At 74.4% G+C, this 16254-nt stretch carries 16 protein-coding genes and 1 pseudogene; 8 read left to right on the top strand and 9 right to left on the bottom strand.

The features are described from left to right. Positions 1–11: 11 nt before the first annotated feature. The 6 genes from ACIBTV_RS28530 to ACIBTV_RS28505 form a co-directional block, all read right to left on the bottom strand. Complete coding sequence (locus tag ACIBTV_RS28530) at positions 12–1040, bottom strand: ferrochelatase (RefSeq protein ID WP_396709812.1); 1029 nt, start codon at positions 1038–1040, stop codon at positions 12–14. A 54-nt stretch (positions 1041–1094) separates the two neighbouring features. After that, entirely contained in the window at positions 1095–1862 is a 768-nt protein-coding gene (gene fabI / locus ACIBTV_RS28525) for an enoyl-ACP reductase FabI (RefSeq protein WP_091597254.1), read from the bottom strand. Between the two features lie 36 nt (positions 1863–1898). Then, the gene (fabG, locus tag ACIBTV_RS28520; protein ID WP_396709810.1) at positions 1899–2603 is read right to left on the bottom strand and encodes a 3-oxoacyl-ACP reductase FabG; all 705 of its coding nucleotides are present in this window, start codon (positions 2601–2603) and stop codon (positions 1899–1901) included. A gap of 653 nt (positions 2604–3256) precedes the next feature. Next, positions 3257–4207: a VWA domain-containing protein gene (locus tag ACIBTV_RS28515; protein ID WP_396709808.1), complete on the bottom strand. Its 951-nt coding sequence runs from the start codon at positions 4205–4207 to the stop codon at positions 3257–3259. Then, the gene (locus ACIBTV_RS28510; RefSeq protein WP_396709806.1) at positions 4204–5199 is read right to left on the bottom strand and encodes a DUF58 domain-containing protein; all 996 of its coding nucleotides are present in this window, start codon (positions 5197–5199) and stop codon (positions 4204–4206) included. The genes ACIBTV_RS28515 and ACIBTV_RS28510 overlap by 4 nt, the downstream gene beginning before the upstream one ends. Continuing rightward, entirely contained in the window at positions 5178–6284 is a 1107-nt protein-coding gene (locus ACIBTV_RS28505; RefSeq protein WP_396709804.1) for an AAA family ATPase, read from the bottom strand. Before ACIBTV_RS28505 ends, ACIBTV_RS28510 begins: the two co-directional genes overlap by 22 nt. Positions 6285–6523: 239 nt before the next feature. Between ACIBTV_RS28505 and ACIBTV_RS28500 the strand changes: the two genes are divergently transcribed. The 3 genes from ACIBTV_RS28500 (at position 6524) to ACIBTV_RS28490 (ending at position 8844) form a co-directional block, all read left to right on the top strand. Then, positions 6524–6754: a hypothetical protein gene (locus ACIBTV_RS28500; RefSeq protein WP_396709802.1), complete on the top strand. Its 231-nt coding sequence runs from the start codon at positions 6524–6526 to the stop codon at positions 6752–6754. A gap of 22 nt (positions 6755–6776) precedes the next feature. Then, positions 6777–7298: a PH domain-containing protein gene (locus ACIBTV_RS28495; RefSeq protein ID WP_396709800.1), complete on the top strand. Its 522-nt coding sequence runs from the start codon at positions 6777–6779 to the stop codon at positions 7296–7298. 64 nt (positions 7299–7362) lie between these two features. Beyond that, on the top strand, positions 7363–8844 hold the full coding sequence (locus tag ACIBTV_RS28490) for a PH domain-containing protein (protein WP_396709798.1): 1482 nt from the start codon (positions 7363–7365) through the stop codon (positions 8842–8844). 360 nt (positions 8845–9204) lie between these two features. Here ACIBTV_RS28490 and ACIBTV_RS28485 read toward each other — a convergent pair whose 3' ends face one another. After that, entirely contained in the window at positions 9205–10275 is a 1071-nt protein-coding gene (locus ACIBTV_RS28485; protein WP_396709796.1) for a phosphatase PAP2 family protein, read from the bottom strand. Between the two features lie 161 nt (positions 10276–10436). On the opposite strand from ACIBTV_RS28485, the gene ACIBTV_RS28480 reads away from it, so the two are divergent. From ACIBTV_RS28480 to ACIBTV_RS28470, 3 genes and pseudogenes are all read left to right on the top strand, one after another. Further along, the gene (locus tag ACIBTV_RS28480) at positions 10437–10841 is read left to right on the top strand and encodes a thioesterase family protein (RefSeq protein ID WP_396709794.1); all 405 of its coding nucleotides are present in this window, start codon (positions 10437–10439) and stop codon (positions 10839–10841) included. After that, positions 10838–11668, top strand: a complete 831-nt coding sequence (locus ACIBTV_RS28475; RefSeq protein WP_396709792.1) for an MBL fold metallo-hydrolase — start codon at positions 10838–10840, stop codon at positions 11666–11668. Before ACIBTV_RS28480 ends, ACIBTV_RS28475 begins: the two co-directional genes overlap by 4 nt. 99 nt (positions 11669–11767) lie before the next feature. Continuing rightward, positions 11768–12010 (top strand): annotated as a pseudogene (locus tag ACIBTV_RS28470) (Bcr/CflA family drug resistance efflux transporter); the annotation flags it as partial. Here ACIBTV_RS28470 and ACIBTV_RS28465 read toward each other — a convergent pair. Next, positions 12000–12935 (bottom strand): carbohydrate kinase, encoded by a 936-nt coding sequence (locus ACIBTV_RS28465; protein WP_396709790.1) that lies wholly within the window; start codon positions 12933–12935, stop codon positions 12000–12002. The pseudogene ACIBTV_RS28470 and the gene ACIBTV_RS28465 overlap by 11 nt on opposite strands. A 103-nt stretch (positions 12936–13038) precedes the next feature. On the opposite strand from ACIBTV_RS28465, the gene ACIBTV_RS28460 reads away from it, so the two are divergent. Further along, on the top strand, positions 13039–13437 hold the full coding sequence (locus ACIBTV_RS28460) for a nuclear transport factor 2 family protein (protein ID WP_396709788.1): 399 nt from the start codon (positions 13039–13041) through the stop codon (positions 13435–13437). Positions 13438–13458: 21 nt separating this feature from the next. Here the strand turns inward: ACIBTV_RS28460 and ACIBTV_RS28455 are convergent, their stop codons facing one another. Then, positions 13459–14718 carry an XdhC family protein gene (locus tag ACIBTV_RS28455; RefSeq protein WP_396709786.1) on the bottom strand — a complete coding sequence of 420 codons (1260 nt, stop codon included), beginning with the start codon at positions 14716–14718 and terminating at the stop codon, positions 13459–13461. Positions 14719–15115: 397 nt separating this feature from the next. On the opposite strand from ACIBTV_RS28455, the gene ACIBTV_RS28450 reads away from it, so the two are divergent. Beyond that, positions 15116–16213 (top strand): lytic polysaccharide monooxygenase, encoded by a 1098-nt coding sequence (locus ACIBTV_RS28450; RefSeq protein WP_396709784.1) that lies wholly within the window; start codon positions 15116–15118, stop codon positions 16211–16213. The last annotated feature ends 41 nt before the right edge of the window (positions 16214–16254 follow it).

The raw sequence follows: 16254 nt of genomic DNA, 5'->3' as shown, positions 1-16254 counted from the left end.
GTCGAGTCGGGTCACGGCCGGCGTGCCGGTACGCAGCACACCGTCGGGCAGGTGTCCCAGAGCGGCAGCTCCCCGAGGCGGCGGCGCAGCCGGGCACCGTCGGGGTCGGTCCGCTCGGTGACCAGCTCCCGCACCATCGCCACGAACCGGGGGTCGACGCCGGGGGTGGCCGCGCGGGCGAAGTCGAGGCCGAGCCGCCGGGCGGTGTCGCGGGCCTCGGTGTCCAGGTCCCAGACCACCTCCAGGTGGTCGGAGACGAACCCGATCGGGCTCACCACCACACCCGTGACGCCCTTCTCCACCAGCACGGCCAGGTGGTCGTTGACGTCCGGCTCCAGCCACGGCACCTGCGGCGGGCCCGAGCGGCTCTGCCACACCAGGTCGTACGGCAGATCGGGGGCGGCCGCGGCGGCCACCAGGGCGGCGGTCTCGCGCAGCTGCGCCTCGTACCGGCCGCCGTGCGGGCCGGCGTTGGCGGCCATCGAGGTCGGCACCGAGTGGGCGGTGAACACCAGACGGGTGCTGTCGCGCCGCGCCGGGTCGAGCCGGCCCAGCGCGGCCCGCACCGCGTCGACGTGCGGCTCGACGAAGCCGGGGTGGTCCCAGAACTGGCGGAGCTTCTCGATCACCGGGGCGTCCGGGCCGACCGCGGCCCGGGCCGCCGCGATGTCCTCCTGGTACTGCCGGCAGGAGGAGTAGCCGCCGTACGCGCTGGTGACGAACGCCAACGCGTTGGTCACACCGTCGTCGCGCATCTGCGTGACGGTGTCGGCGAGCATCGGGTGCCAGTTCCGGTTGCCCCAGTAGACCGGCAGGTCGATCCCGTTGGCGGCGAAGTCGGCCCGGATCGCGGCGAGCAGGTCACGGCTCTGCTGGTTGATCGGGGAGACCCCGCCGAAGTGCTGGTAGTGCTCGGCGACCTCGGCCAGCCGCTCCGGCGGCACACCGCGACCCCGGGTGACGTTCTGCAGGAACGGCATCACGTCCTCGGGCCGCTCCGGGCCCCCGAAGCTGATCAGCACCACCGCGTCGTACGCCATTGCTCCATTCTCCCCCGACCACCGGGACGGCCCGGCGACCACCCCGGGACCGCGTCAGGCGCCGAGCGCGTGGTAGCCGCCGTCGACGTGCACGATCTCGCCGGTGGTGGCCGGGAACCAGTCGGAGAGCAGGGCCAGGCAGGCCCGGGCGGCCGGCTCCTGGTCGGTCAGGCTCCAGCCGAGCGGGGCGCGTTCCGTCCAGGCGTCCTCGAACTGCTCGAAGCCGGGAATCGACTTCGCGGCCATGGTGCGCAGCGGCCCGGCGGACACCAGGTTACTGCGGATGCCCTGCTTGCCGAGGTGCAGCGCCAGGTAGCGGGAGGCGGACTCCAGCCCGGCCTTGGCCACGCCCATCCAGTCGTACACCGGCCACGCCTTCGTCGCGTCGAAGGTGAGGCCGACCACCGAGCCGCCGGCGGACATCAGCGGCAGCGCGGCCACCGCGAGGGACTTGTAGGAGTACGTCGAGACGTGCAGCGCGGTCGCCACGTCCTCCCACGGCGCGTCGAGGAAACCGCCGCCGAGGCAGCTCTGCGGCGCGAAGCCGATCGAGTGCACGACGCCGTCCAGGCCGTCGACGTGCTCGCGGACCTTGTCGGCCAGCCCGGCCAGGTGCTCCGGGTTCGTCACGTCGAGCTCGATCACCGGGGCCGGCTCGGGCAGCCGCTTGGCGATGCGCTCCACCAGCGAGAGCCGCCCGAAACCGGTCAGCACGACCTGCGCGCCGTTCTCCTGGGCGAGCTTCGCCACCGAGAAGGCGATCGAGGCGTCGGTGATGACGCCGGTGACCAGCAGCCGCTTACCGGCCAGAAGTCCGGACATGCAGGAGTTCCTCCGTCTGTGTCGTGGTGATCTGCGTCAGTGGCCCATGCCGAGGCCGCCGTCGACCGGGATGACGGCGCCGGAGACGTAGCCCGCGCTGTCGCTCGCCAGCCAGGTGACCACGGCGGCGACCTCGTCCGGGGTGGCCATCCGGCCCGCCGGGATCGACTTGCGGATCTCCGCCTTGCGCTCCTCGGACAGGACGGCGGTCATGTCGGTGTCGATGAAACCGGGCGCCACCACGTTCGCGGTGATGTTGCGGCTGCCCAGCTCGCGGGTGATCGACCGGGCCACCCCGACCAGGCCGGCCTTGCTGGCCGCGTAATTGACCTGGCCGGCGCCGCCGGAGAGGCCGACCACCGACGAGACGAAGATCATGCGGCCCCACTTGGCGCGCAGCATCTTGCCGGAGGCGCGCTTGGCGCAGCGGAACGCCCCGGTCAGGTTGGTGTCCAGCACCCGGGTGAACTGCTCCTCGGACATGCGCAGCAGCAGCGTGTCGTCGGTGATGCCGGCGTTGGCGACCAGCACCTCGACCGGGCCCAGCTCCGCCTCGACCGCGGTGAACGCCGCGTCCAGCGACTCGGCGTCGGTCACGTCACACCGGACGCCGAAGAACCCCTCGGGGGCCTCACCGCTGCGGTGCGTGACCGCCACCCGGTCGCCCTGCTTGGCGAAGGCCTGCGCGATGGCCAGGCCGATTCCCCGGTTGCCGCCGGTCACCAGCACGGTACGGGACACGGTTCCCCCTTGCACGTCATCAGCACGGACGGGTCGGAGCCTAGGCGTTACCGGCAGGTAAGCGCTAACGCCGCGTACATCACACCGAGCTCGGACGCCCGAATCCGGCCACCGGGAAGCGGATGGGTCACCGCCCCGGAGGGGGTGCGCTGACCGGTCGGCCGACTGCGCGGTCGCGCTCCGGCAGGTGTACAGTGATCGACGTCCCGGGCCCCGCCGACCGCAGGAGGTGATCGCTGTGCGAGATAGCGATCCTCCCAGTCGTGGCCGGGCCGATCGTCAGCCCCGCTGAGCCACGGCTGCAGCAGGTGAGCTGACCCAGCTCCGCTCCCGCACTCCCCGCCCCCGGTCGTCAACCGGGGGTAGCGGTCTGCGCCGCCCCTCATCGGCGGTCCGGGAGCCGCCCGGTCACGACTTCGTGTGCGCGTCCTGATCCACCCCACGGCCCCACCCTGCCCGCGGGCCGTCCAGTCGCCACCCGGAGCCTCCCATGAGCCGTTACGTCGCCCCGCTGGGGTTCACCCTCGCCGCCGTCTGGGTGGCCGTCGTCTTCGTCCTCGCCGGTCACTGACCCGCGCCGCCAGCCACGCCGACCCGCCGTCCCCCGGGCCGGCCGACCGGAAACTCCGGCCGGCCCCGAGGGCGGCCGGCCGTCACAGCATCCGCGACGACCAGAGCAGGCTGAGCGCGCCGGCGCAGAGCGCGAGCAGCAGGGCGATCCCGGCGTACCACTGGGTGATCTCGCGCGGCTCCGTCCGGAACCCGATCGAGCTGCCCATGTCCTGGTAGACCTGCTTCAGCTCGCTCACCGAGGCCGCCTCGTAGAAGTACCCCTCGGTGGTCTCGGCCAGCTCCGCGAGGGCCAGCCGGTCCACTGGCACCCGTTGCAGCTGCCCGCCGATGTCGACCTGCCCGGCGTCGGTGCCGAACGCGATCGTGGAGACCGGCACGTTCGCCGCCTGCGCCGCCGCGGCCGCCTCCTCCACCGCGCGGCCCGAGGTCCGGTAGCCGTCGGAGAGCAGCACGATGCGCGCCGGCGGGATCCCGGCGGCGCCGTCGGCGGGCACCGACCGGATCGCCTCCAGGCAGGTGAAGACCGCCTCGCCGGTCGCGGTCGCCTCGGCCAGCACCAGACCGTCGATCGCGCTGGTCACGGCCCCCCGGTCCTTGGTGGGCGGCACCAGCACGTTAGCCGACTTGGCGAACGAAACCAGCCCCAGGTTGTACGTCTCCGGCAGCTCGCCGACGAACTGCTTCGCCGCCTCCTGCGCGGCCTCCAGACGGTTCGGCGCCACGTCGTCGGCCTGCATCGACAGCGACACGTCGATGGCGAGCATCACGGTCGCCCGCTCCAGCGGCTCACGGGTGTCCACCGCCGGACGCGCCAGCGCGGAGGAGAGCACCAGCAGGCAGAGCAGGAACGCGGTCGCCGGCACGTGCCGCCGCCAGCCCAACCCCTTCGGGGCGACCGTACGCAGCAGGTCCACGTTGGTGAACCGCATCGCGAACGCCCGGCGGTGCAGCTGCCGCCAGACGTAGAGCGCGGCGAGGGCGAGCACCGGCAGCACGGCCAGCAGCCACCACGGTTGCAGAAAACGGATCATCGTGTCGTCCCCCGGGTGCGGGCGTGCCGCTGCGCGGCCACGAAACGCACCATGTCCAGCAGCCAGTCTCGGTCGGTACGCAGGCGCAAATGGGCGGCGCCGGCGGAGCGCAGCGCGGTGGAGATCGCCGCGCGTTGGGCCGCGGCCGCCTCGGCGTAGCGGTGGCGCAGCCCCGGATCGGCGGTCTGCACCTCGTGCAGCTCCCCGGTCTCCGGGTCGACCACCGGAAGCACACCCACGTCGGGCAGCTCCAGCTCGCGCGGGTCGACCACCTCGATGGCCAGCACGTCGTGGCGTACCCGCAGCTTGCGCAGCGGCCGCGTCCACTGCTCCGGCGGGGCGAGGAAGTCGGAGATGACCACTGCGACGCCGCGCCGTCGGGGCGGCCGGTTGAGCATGTCGACCAGCGCGCCGAGGTCACTGCGACCCGGCCGCAGCTCGGTGCCGGCGAGCGCCCGCAGCAGCCCCTGCGCCTCCCGTCGGCCGCTGCGGGCAGGCAGCCGGGTCAGCACCCCGGGCCCGGAGACCGGCGGGCGACGGCGCCATACGGTCGGCGCGGCCGCGCCGCCTCCGGTGCCGACGACCGCGCCGATGCGGTTGCCGCCCCGGACGGTCAGGTGGGTGAGGGCGGCCGCCGCGGCGACCACCACCTCACGCTTGAGCCACCGTCCGGTGCCGAAGTCCAGGCTGGCGGAGAGGTCCACCGCCAGCCACGTCTCCAGTTCCCGGTCGGCGACCGTACGCCGAACGTGCGCCATCGTGGTCCGCGCGGTGACCGGCCAGTCCATCCGGCGTACGTCGTCCCCGGGCCGGTACTCCCGCGACTCGCCCGCCTCGCTGCCGGGGCCGGGCAGCAGGCCGGCGTAGTCGCCCTGGAGCAGCCCGTCCAGTTTGCGGGTGACGAGCAGTTGGAGCCGGGACAGGACGGCCTCGGAGCGGTCGCCGGGGGCGGGGCGAGGGGTGGCTGAGGTCACGGGCGTGGCCCGGGCCACCCGGCGCCCGGCGGCGGGGTGGTCGGCGTCGGCGTGGCCTGCTGCCGAGGCGCGACCGAGGGCAGCGGGATGGTGGACATCACCCGGTGGACGATGTGGTCGGCGGGCACGTCGTCGGCGAGGGCGTCGTAGCTGAGCACGAGACGGTGGCGCAGGATGTCCGGGGCGATGTCCTGGACGTCCTGGGGCAGCGCGTAGTCCCGGCCGCGCAGCAGGGCCAGCGCCCGGGTGGCCCGCACCAGCCCGAGCGAGGCGCGGGGGCTCGCGCCGTACTGGATCAGCTGGGCGACGTCGGGCATGCCGTGCTCGGCGGGAGCGCGGGTGGCGAGCACCAGCCGGACCGCGTAGTCGACGAGCGCGTTGTGCACGAAGACCTGATCGGCCTTGCGCTGCAGGGCGATCAGGTCGGGGGTGTTGAACACCGGCGCCGGCTCCGGCGCGGCCACCCCCATCCGGTAGACGATCTCACGCTCCTCGGCGTCCGTCGGGTAGCCGACGACGATCTTCATGAGGAAGCGGTCCCGCTGCGCCTCCGGCAGCGGGTAGACGCCCTCCTGCTCGATCGGGTTCTGGGTGGCCATCACCAGGAACGGGTCCGGCACCTTGTGGGTCTCGCCGCCGATGGACACCTGCTTCTCGCTCATCACCTCCAGCAGCGCCGACTGCACCTTGGCCGGGGCCCGGTTGATCTCGTCGGCGAGCAGGAAGTTGACGAACACCGGGCCGAGCTCGACGTCGAACTTCTCGCTGGACTGCCGGTAGATGCGGGTGCCCATGATGTCGGCCGGCACGAGGTCGGGGGTGAACTGGACCCGCGCGAACGAGCCGCCGACGACCTTGGCGAGGGTCTCCACCGCCAGGGTCTTGGCCACGCCGGGCACGCCCTCCAGCAGGCAGTGACCGCGGGCGAGCAGCGCGACCACCATCCGCTCCACCATCCGGTCCTGCCCGACGATCACCTTCTTGATCTCGAACAGCGCCCGCTCCAGCAGGGTCGCGTCCTCGGCGGGTGTGGTCGCCGGCGCGGAGCTCTGCGGCGCCGCTCCGTTCGGGGTCGGGGCGTCGGGCGTGGTCGGCTGGGCCACCGGTCCTCCACAGCATCATCGGTCGTCGCGGCTGGTGCGTATCAAGACTCGCATGCCCGGCTGAGTACGGAGGTGGGGGAAACCCGATTTTCGCCACGCCGTCCCGGTGGGTCGAATCGCCACACACGGGGTGGACAGGGACTGGTCCGCCGCGTGTACGATTCACCCCGTCGCCGGGCGGCTCCCCCCGTGGCCGCCCGGCGCTCTACTTCTCCGTCCCGCTGCCTAGACTGGCCGGGATGAGCAGCCTCTCCCCCGCCGACGAGCCGCTGATCTGCTCGGCCAAGGAGTGCCGCGCGGTCGCCGTCTGGGCGCTGCGGTGGAACAATCCCCGCCTGCACGACGCCGACCGGCGCAAGACGTGGCTGGCGTGCGACATCCACCGCGGCTCCCTCGGCGACTTTCTCGACGCCCGCGGCTTCCTGCGTGAGGTCGCACCACTGTCCGGATCGCCTACGCTCGAAGCGTGAGTGTGCAGACTGGTTCCCCCCGGTGAGCGGAGTGGAGTTCACCGGACCGCCGCCGGCCGGGCCGCTGGAGCCCTGGCCGGCCACCGTGCGGTGGACGCCGATCTCCCGGGACCTGATCTGGGTGGAGTTGCTGCGACTCGCCGCCGTCCTCGTGGTCGTCGTGCTCGCGGCGGCGATCGGTTGGGCCCTCAGCGGCCATTGGCTGTTCGGTCTGGGGCTCGTCGTCGCCCTGCTGCTGGGCGCCCTCCGGAGCGTGTCGATCGTCCGGGCGGTCCACGCCTGGGGCTACGCCGAACGCGAGGACGACCTGCTGGTCCGCCACGGGCTGCTGGTCCGCCGACTGTCCATCGTGCCGTACTCCCGGATGCAGTTCGTCGACGTCAGCGCCGGGCCGCTGGAGCGCGCCTTCGACCTGGCGACCGTTCAACTGCACACCGCCGCGGCGGCCAGCGACGCCCGGGTTCCCGGGCTGCGTCCCGCCGAGGCGTCCCGGCTGCGTGACCGGCTCACCGCCCTCGGCAAGGACCGGGCGGAGGGGCTGTGAGCGGCCGAGCGGGGGTCGTGCGCGGCCGACCCGGCCCGGCGCCGACCGGCGCGGGGGCGGCCCGATGAGCGAGGGCCCGGCCGACCCGGGTGTCCGCCCGCCCGGCCCGACCCCGCTCACCCACCCGGTCGGCCCGCCACCCGGCCCCTACGGCCCGCCCGGTCCCTACGGCCCGCCCGGTTCTTTCGGCCCGCCGGGTCCGCCGTGGGCGGAGCCGGGTGAGCCGCGGCAGCGCCTGCACCCGCTCAGCCCCGCCCTGCACGGCGCGAAGTCACTGGTCGTGGTGATCGCCGGGCTCTCCTGGTCGACCCTGTCCCGGGTGGGCTTCGGCTGGTTCGCCGCGATGGTCGTCGTCCTGGCGCTCGGCGCCACCGTGCTGTCGGTGATCAGCTGGTACAACACCGGCTACCACGTGGTCGGCCGGGAGCTGCGGGTCTACGAGGGGCTGCTCTGGCGACGCACCCGGGCGATTCCGCTGGAACGGCTCCAGGCCGTCGAGGTGGTCCGGCCGCTGCTCGCCCAGCTCACCGGCCTGGCCGAGTTGCGCCTGGAGGTCATCGGCGGCGGCAAGACCGAGGCGCCGCTGGCGTACCTGGGCGTCGCCGACGCGACCGCGCTGCGGCAGCGGTTGCTGGCCCTGGCCGAGCGGGCCGGGGAGCCGGGCGCCGCAGCCGCTCCCCCCGGACCGGCCGGCGCGGCGACCGTACCGGCGGGGCCGGTCACCGAGGTGCCGCCCGGCCGGGCGCTGCACAGCGTACGCAACGCCGACCTGCTGGTCAGTCAACTGCTCACCCCGCAGGCGTTCCTGCTGCCGTTCGGCGTGGCGTTCGTGGTGACCCAGTTCCTGTCCGAGGGTTCGTGGTCGTTCATCGCGGTGGCGAGCACCCTCACCGCCATGGCCGGTGTGCTGCTGCAACCGGTCCGCCGGGTCCTCGACGACTGGAACTTCCGGCTCGCCCTGGACGACGGCACGCTGCGGGTGCGCAACGGCCTGCTGGAGACCCGGGCGCAGACCGTCCCCCTGCACCGGGTGCAGACCGTCCACGCCACCTGGCCGCTGCTCTGGCGGGCGAAGGGCTGGCTGCGGCTACGGCTGGAGGTGGCCGGCTACTCAGTCGGCGAGGCCGACGAACGCAACCGCCCGGACCGCCTGCTGCCCGTCGGCGACCTGGCCAGCGCCGAACAGATCGTCGCGGAGGTGCTGCCCGGGGTGCCGCTGACCGGGTTGCCGCTGCTCCCACCCCCACGGCGGGCCCGCTGGCTGCATCCGCTGGGTCGCGGGGCGCTCGGCGCCGGGCTGCACGAGCGGGTCTTCGCGGTCCGCTCCGGGCTGCTCACCCGGCAGCTCACCCTGGTGCCGTACGCCCGCATCCAGAGCGTCCGCGTGGTGCAGGGTCCGCTGCAGCGACGGCTCGGCCTGGCCACCGTACACGCCGATATCGCCGGCGGGGCGGGCGCGGCGGCCGAGGCGCGCGACGTCGCCGAGGCGTGGGCGCTGGCCGCCGAGCTGACCGCCCGCACGCACGCCGCCCACCGACCCGCCTGACCTCGCTCCGCGGGTGACCGCCGGACCGGACCACCGCCCAGGTCCGCTGCCGGTCGGCTCGGCCGCCCGGGCCACGCTCGCGACGGCGGCGATCCCCGACCGCGCCGATCGGCCATCGCTACCTCGGACGCTGTCGAGCTGCCCCAGATTTGGGGCGCCCCAAATCTGGGGCAGCTCGACAGGACCAGCGGGCACCCCGACAGGACCAGCCGGCACCCCGACAGGACCAGCCGGCAACCGGACAGGACCGGCGGGGAGAAGGAGCGGGCGCGGCGAGGGACTGCACGGCCGGCACCGACGGCTGGACCACGGCGGGGTCAGCGGCGGACCGGCCCGCAGGCGGACACCGCCGGCGTGGGATCAGCGGGTGGCGGGCACCGCGGGCGGGTCGGTCACCGCGGCCTCGTCGGCCGCGTCCCGGGCCGCGTCCCGGGCCGCGTCGCCGTCCGGCGGGCCGACCGGCTCGTCGGGCCGACGCCGGCGCGCCCGGTAGGCGGCCCACCAGCGCTCGGCGAGGCCGACCACGAGGAAGGTCATCCCGACGTACGCCCAGCCGACCAGCACGTCGATCACGTAGTGCTCGCCCGAGTAGACCAGGGTGAAGGTCATCGCCAGGGGATACGCCAGCAGCAGCGGCCACCAGCGACGCCGGGTGGCCTGGAGGAAGAACAGCACCACGAAGAGCGCCCACGCGGTGTGCAGCGACGGCATCGCGGCCACCGGGTTCGACGCGATCTGGCCGGCGTTGAGCAGGTTGCCGGCGCCGTGCATGCCGAACTCCTTCCAGCCCCGCGTCGAGATCCGGGCGACCTCCTCGATCAGGCCGTTCTGCGCCGCCCACCACGGGGGCGCCGCCGGGTAGACGAAGTAGGTGACCAGGCCGGCGGCGCAGAGGAAACCCCACCGCCTCATGTACGCGCCCCAACGCTCCCGGTTGCGCAGCCAGAGCACCGCCGCGGCGGTGAGCGCCACCACGAAGTGCGAGAAGTACACCCAACTGGCCAGCACGTCCCACCACTGCACCTCGGGCCGGTAGAGGTGCTGCTGCAACCACACGGTGGGCACCTGCCCGCCGGTCGCCCAGCCGAACATGAAGCGGTCGGCGACGACCAGCTCGTACGCGTGCGGGACGGCGCCGTTGTCGGCGAAGCCCCGGGAGAGGTTGTAGATCGCGAAGAGCAGCACCACCGGCACCCAGTCGCGGGCGAAGCGCAGGTGGCTGCGCCACGGCCGGGACGAGTGCCACGCGATGGTGGCGGCCCAGATCCACAGGAACGCGTAGGCGGGGTCGGTGGGGAGCCCGATGACGAGCCAACCGACGACGAAGGCGACCCCCCAGATCGCCATGGCGACCAGACGGCGACGCCCGCCGTCGGGCGACGCGGGCGGGTCGGTCCGGGCGGGGGGCTGCGGGTCAGTCACGACGGCCATCGCGGTCAAGGTTAGCGGCGGGTCACGCATCGACCGACGCCGACCGTGGCCGTCGGGCCCGGACGGGCCGACTCGCCGCGTCGGGCGGACCGGGCCGACGGGGACGGACCGGGACGGTCGGGGCGTGGCCGGCAGATCGTCCAGCCCCTAGGCTGTGGGCCATGCAGGAGCAGCCGGAGCCCGCGTTCGCCCCGGGTCTGACCGCCCAGGTGGAGCTGACCGTGACCGATGCCGACACCGCGCAGGCGGTCGGCTCCGGGGACGTGCCGGTGCTGGGCACGCCACGGGTCGTCGCGCTCGCCGAGGCGGCGACGGTGGCGGCGACGGCGACCCGGATGCCGGCCGGCATGACCACCGTGGGGCTGCGGGTGGAGCTTGACCACCGGGCGCCGACCCCGGTCGGCCGGACGGTGCGGGCCCAGGCGCGGCTGGTGACGGTCGACGGCCGTCGCCTGCTGTTCGAGGTGGCCGTCACCGACGGGTCGGACACGGTCGCGCAGGGGCGGGTGGAGCGGGTGCTCGTCGACCGCCAGCGCTTCGTGGAGCGCGCCTCGCGTACCGCATGAGTCTCCGCTTCGCCGAGGTCGCCGACCGGGTGCACGTGCTGCGTGAGCCGCTGCTGGACGTGAACGTCACGCTGGTGGTGGGCGACGGCGCGGCACTGCTGGTCGACACGCTCTCCACCGCCGGGCAGGCCGCCGAGCTGGCGGCCGCCGCACGCGCGGTCACCGACGCGCCGTGGACGGTGGTGAACACGCACCGCCACTTCGACCACTGCTTCGGCAACGCGGTCCTCGCCGCCGACCCGCCCCGGCCGGTGTACGCGCACGAGCGCGTCGTGGCCGCCCTGCGCGACCACCCGGACCGGCTGCGCCGCGAGGCGTACGCGGAGGTGAGCGCGGGGTGGCCGGCGCTCGCGCCCGCGCTGGCCGACATCGTCCTGCTCGCGCCGACCCATCCGGTACGGGACGAGACGGTGCTCGACGTGGGCGGGCGCCGGGTGCTGCTGCGGCACCCCGGGCCGGGACACACCGACGGTGACCTGGTGGTGCACGTGCCGGACGCGGACCTGCTGGTCGCCGGGGATCTGGTGGAGCAGGGCACGCCGCCCGCCTTCGAAGACGCGTACCCGCTGCGGTGGCCGGACGCCGTCGCCGAGCTGCTCGACCTGAGCGGGCCGGGCACGGTGGTGGTCCCGGGGCACGGCGGGCCGGTGGACGTGGCGTTCGTCCGCGACCAGCACGGGCTGTTGGCGGAGTTGGCCGCGCTGATCCGAGCGGGTCACCGCGACGGCATCGCCCCGGAGGAGGTCGCCGCCGAGGCTCCATTCGGCGGGCGCACCGCCCTGACCGCGGTGCGGCGCGGCTACGCCGAGCTCGGTCCGACCGCCTGAGACCCGGTCGCGCCCCGTCGACGCGGAAGGGTCACACGGGGCCGCGCAGCAACGCGGCGAGGCGGTCCAGGTGCGGGACGGCGGCCTCCAGCGCGGCGGGGCATGGTGACGCCCAACAGCACCGCGCTCGGGCTGGACCGTCACCCGCGTACCGCCGGCACGGCCGCGGCCCTCATGGGCACCGTCCAGTCGGTGGTCGGCGCCCTCGCCGCTCCGCTGGTCGGGCTCGGCGGCGAGGGCAGCGCGGTGCCGATGGCGGCGGTGGTGGCGGGAGCGGTCGTGCTCTCGCTCACCGCCGTCTCGACCCTCGCCGCCGCCCGACCGGCCCGCGTCAGCGGCTGAAGCGCTCCAGCACCTGGGCGCGGGTCGGCATGGAGGTGGCACCCCCGGGCGACTCGCAGACCACCCCGGCGACCCTCAGCGCGAACGCCACCCGGTCGACCCAACCCGCCGCGTCCGTCGGCTCGCCGTCGACGAGCAGGTCGGCGATGAGGGCGGCCATCACCGAGTCGCCCGCGCCGGTCGTGTCGACCGCGTTCACCTTCGGCGCCGCCACCAGGACCGGGTCGGCGTCGGCGGCGGCGAGCACCGCGCCGTCCGCGCCGAGGGTCACCACCACCGTGCCCGCGCCCAGCTCCCGCAGGTAGGCGGCGACGCCCTCCACGGGCTCGCCCGGGTAGAGCAGCGCGGCGTCGGCGTTGCTCAACTTGACCAGGTGGGCGCCGGCGGCGAACTCGGCGACGACCTGGCGCAGCTCGTCCAGCGCGGCCGGGCCGTCGAGCAGCCGGGGCCGCACGTTCGGGTCGAACACCCGCAGCCCGCCGGCGAGCGACCAGGCCCGGCGCGCGGCGGCGAGGACAACCGGCTGGAGCAGCACGATCGAGCCGCAGTAGAGCACGTCGGCGCCCTCGACGAGCCCGGCGTCGAGATCGTCGGCGCTGAGCAGGCCGTAGGAGCGCGGCTCGCCGTAGAAGCGGAAGTCGGGCTCCACCCCGTCGTGGGTGACCACCGCGAGCGCGGTCGGCGCCGGCACGGTGACCGCGCCGGTCAGGCCGACCCCGGCCGCGGCGAGGAAAGCGCGGATCCGGCCGGCCAGCGCGTCGTCGCCGAGCGAGCCGACGAACTGCGCGGCACCGCCGAGCCGGGCCACCCCGACCGCGACGTTCAGCGGACCGCCGCCGATCGCCTGTCGGTAGACGGGCTCGCCGTCGCGCTCGGTGTCGAGCAGATCGACCAGTGCCTCACCGAGCACCACCGTGTATCCCATTCCGGTCCTCCCGTCGCCGCAGGCGCCCCACCGTCGGGCCGTGCCCGCGTACCCGTCGTCCACCTGGGGAGTTCTGTCGCACCAGGCTGGCACAGTGCGCGCCATGACGAGCGCTGAAGATACGGTATTGGCGTACTGGGATGCCTGTGAGGCACGGGACTGGCCACGGTTCGGCACCCTGCTCGCCGACGACGTCGTCTACCACCTGCCGCAGACCCGCGAGCTGATCGCCGGGCGCGACGCCTACCTGCGGTTCAACCAGGAATACCCCGGCGACTGGCACCTGCGGGTGACCCGGGTGACCGGGTCCGGCAGTCACGCCGCCAGTTCGGCCACCTTCAACGTCGGCGACGAGCAGCAGGCGGCCCTGACCTTCTTCGACCTCGACGACGCCGGGCGGATCGCGCGGATCACCGAGTTCTGGCCGGAGCCCTACGACCCGCCGCCGGGGCGCGAGCACCTGGTCACGCGCTACGCGCCCGGCGAGGCGCCGCTCGACTGAGCGTCCGGGCCCGGCTCCGCGTCAGCCGGGGTGGTGGATGGGCCCGGCCAGGTCGGTCAACGGCCGTCCGGTGCCGCCCCACCGGCCGGCGACGATCTGCGCGGCCACGCTGACCGCGGTCTCCTCGGGCGTACGCCCACCGAGGTCGAGCCCGATCGGCGAGGCGAGCCGGGCCAGTTGCCCCTCGTCCAGCCCCTCCTCCCGCAGCCGCTTGCGTCGCTCGTCGTGGGTGCGGCGGGACCCCATCGCGCCCACGTAGGCGAGGGGCTGTCGCAGCGCCAGCGCGAGCACCGGCACGTCGAAGCGCGGATCGTGGGTCAGCACGCACACCACGGTCCGCCCGTCGACACGGCCGGCGTCCAACTCGGCCCGCAGGTAGCGGTGCGGCCAGTCGACGACCACCTCGTTCGCGTCGGGGAACCGGCGGGCGGTGGCGAAGACCGGCCGGGCGTCACAGACGGTCACCCGGTAGCCGAGGAACGCCCCGATCCGGGCCACCGCCGCGGCGAAGTCGATGGCGCCGAAAACGAGCATCCGGGGTGGGCTCGCGTACGCCGCGACGAAGAGGCTGACGCCGCTGCCGCGGCGCTGCCCGTCGTAGCCGTACCGGAGCATCCCGCTGCGACCGGCGGCGAGGAGCCCGACCGCGTCGGCGGCGGCCGCCGCGTCGAGCCGTTCACTGCCCAGCGATCCGGCGACCCGGTCGTCGGCCAGCACCAGCCGTCGGCCGAGCCGTCCGGCGGGGTCGACGCGCACGCTCGTGCCGGGCGGGTTCCCGGCGGACACCGCCGTGCTCGGCGGGTCGTCGGCGGGCACCGCCGTGTCGGCCGGGTTTCCGGCTGGCATCGCCGTGCCGGGCGGCTCACCGGCGTCGGCGGCGACGCAGGTGACCACGGCGACCGGGCGGCCGGCCGCTCGCGCGGCGGCGACGGCGCCCAACTGCGGGAAGCCGGTGGCGTCGATCCGCTCGACGAACACGTCGAGCACCCCGCCGCAGGTCAGCCCGACGGCCATGGCGTCGTCGTCGCTGACGCCGTACCGGACCAGCTCCGGGACGCCGGTGTCGAGCACGCCCCGCGCCCGCTCGTAGAGGTCGGCCTCGACGCAGCCGCCGGAGACGCTGCCGGTGACGGTGCCGTCGGCGGCGACGAGCATCGCGGCGCCGGGTGGCTGCGGGGCGGACCGCCAGGTGGCCACGACGGTGGCCACGGCCACCGACTCGCCGGCCCGCCAGCGGCGGTGCACCTCCTCGAACACCGGTCCGCCCTCCCGTCTCGGCACCGCCGCGCGACCCTCGTGTCATCCGGGGGCACAGGGGTCGAACCGGAATATATGGTCGCGCGCCGGGCGATGGACGCGAGTTGACGAAGTCGCGCCAGGCGACCCGGGCGGCAGCTCGCGAGCGCCGAGTTACACATCGAGCAACACCTATTGCGCGGACGCCGCGCCTCGTGGTGGGATGGCGCAAGCCGAGCGGTGCGGTGGGCTGCCGCAGCCGCCGGCAGCCGGGTTCCACAGCACGCGAGGGCGCCGGTCCGCGAGGCGGGCCGAGTGCGGCGCACGCCCCTTCGGGCGGCACGCCGCGACCGTCGCATCCGCTCGTCGCAGCGGGGCGGTCGGGCCACCCCGCGACGCGGGAGGCGGTCCGCAGGGCACGCCCCGCGAGTCAGGAGAACCCGTGAACCGTCCCCGTACCGCCGCGTTGCTCGTCGCGGCCCTGACCCTCGCGGTGGGGGCTTTCGCCCTGGTCAGCCGCCCGGAGCCGGCCGCCGCGCACGGCGCCGCGATGACCCCGGGCAGCCGGACCTTCCTGTGTTGGAAGGACGGCCTCAGCCAGACCGGCGAGATCCGCCCGAACAACCCCGCCTGCTCCGCCGCCGTGGCGCAGAGCGGCGCCAACTCGCTCTACAACTGGTTCAGCGTGCTCCGGTCGGACGCCGGCGGGCGGACCGTCGGCTTCATCCCCGACGGGCAGCTGTGCAGCGGCGGCAACCCCGGCTACACCGGCTACAACCTGGCCCGCAACGACTGGCCGTTGACCCACCTGACCGCCGGCGCCCGGATGGAGTTCCGGTACAGCAACTGGGCCCACCACCCGGGCACCTTCTACTTCTACGTCACCAAGGACAGTTGGAGCCCCACCCGGGCCCTGGCGTGGAGTGACCTGGAGGAGCAGCCGTTCCTGACGGTGACCAACCCGCCGCAGCGCGGCGCGGTGGGCACCAACGACGGGCACTACTACTTCAGCGGCAACCTGCCGTCGGGCAAGAGCGGGCGGCACATCATCTACTCGCGGTGGGTGCGCTCGGACAGCCAGGAGAACTTCTTCGGCTGCTCGGACGTCACCTTCGACGGCGGCAACGGCCAGGTCACCGGGGTGGGCCCCGGCGGCACCCTGCCGCCGGACCCGACCACGCCGCCGCCGGACCCGACCACTCCCCCGCCGGACCCGACCACGCCGCCGCCGCACAGCGGTGACTGCATGGCGGTCTACCGGGTGGTCAACGCCTGGCAGGGCGGCTTCCAGGGCGAGGTCATGCTGATGAACCACAGCAGCTCGACCTGGTCCGGGTGGACGGCCACCTGGACCTGGCCCTCGGGGCAGTCGATCAGTCAGGTGTGGAACGCGACCCAGACGACGTCCGGCGCGGCGGTGACGGCGAGCAACGTCTCCTGGAACGGCACGGTCGCCCCGGAGGGGACGACCACGTTCGGCTTCCTGGCGAACAGCACCGGCACCAACACCCTGCCCACGGTGACCTGCACCGGCCGCTGACACCTCGTCCACATGATCAAGAGGTTTGCGTCATCGGAAGG

Origin of the sequence: Micromonospora sp. NPDC049366, from assembly GCF_044466625.1 — a bacterium.
In the GTDB taxonomy this organism is placed as follows: domain Bacteria; phylum Actinomycetota; class Actinomycetes; order Mycobacteriales; family Micromonosporaceae; genus Micromonospora.
This window is presented reverse-complemented; position numbering and strand designations above follow the sequence as displayed.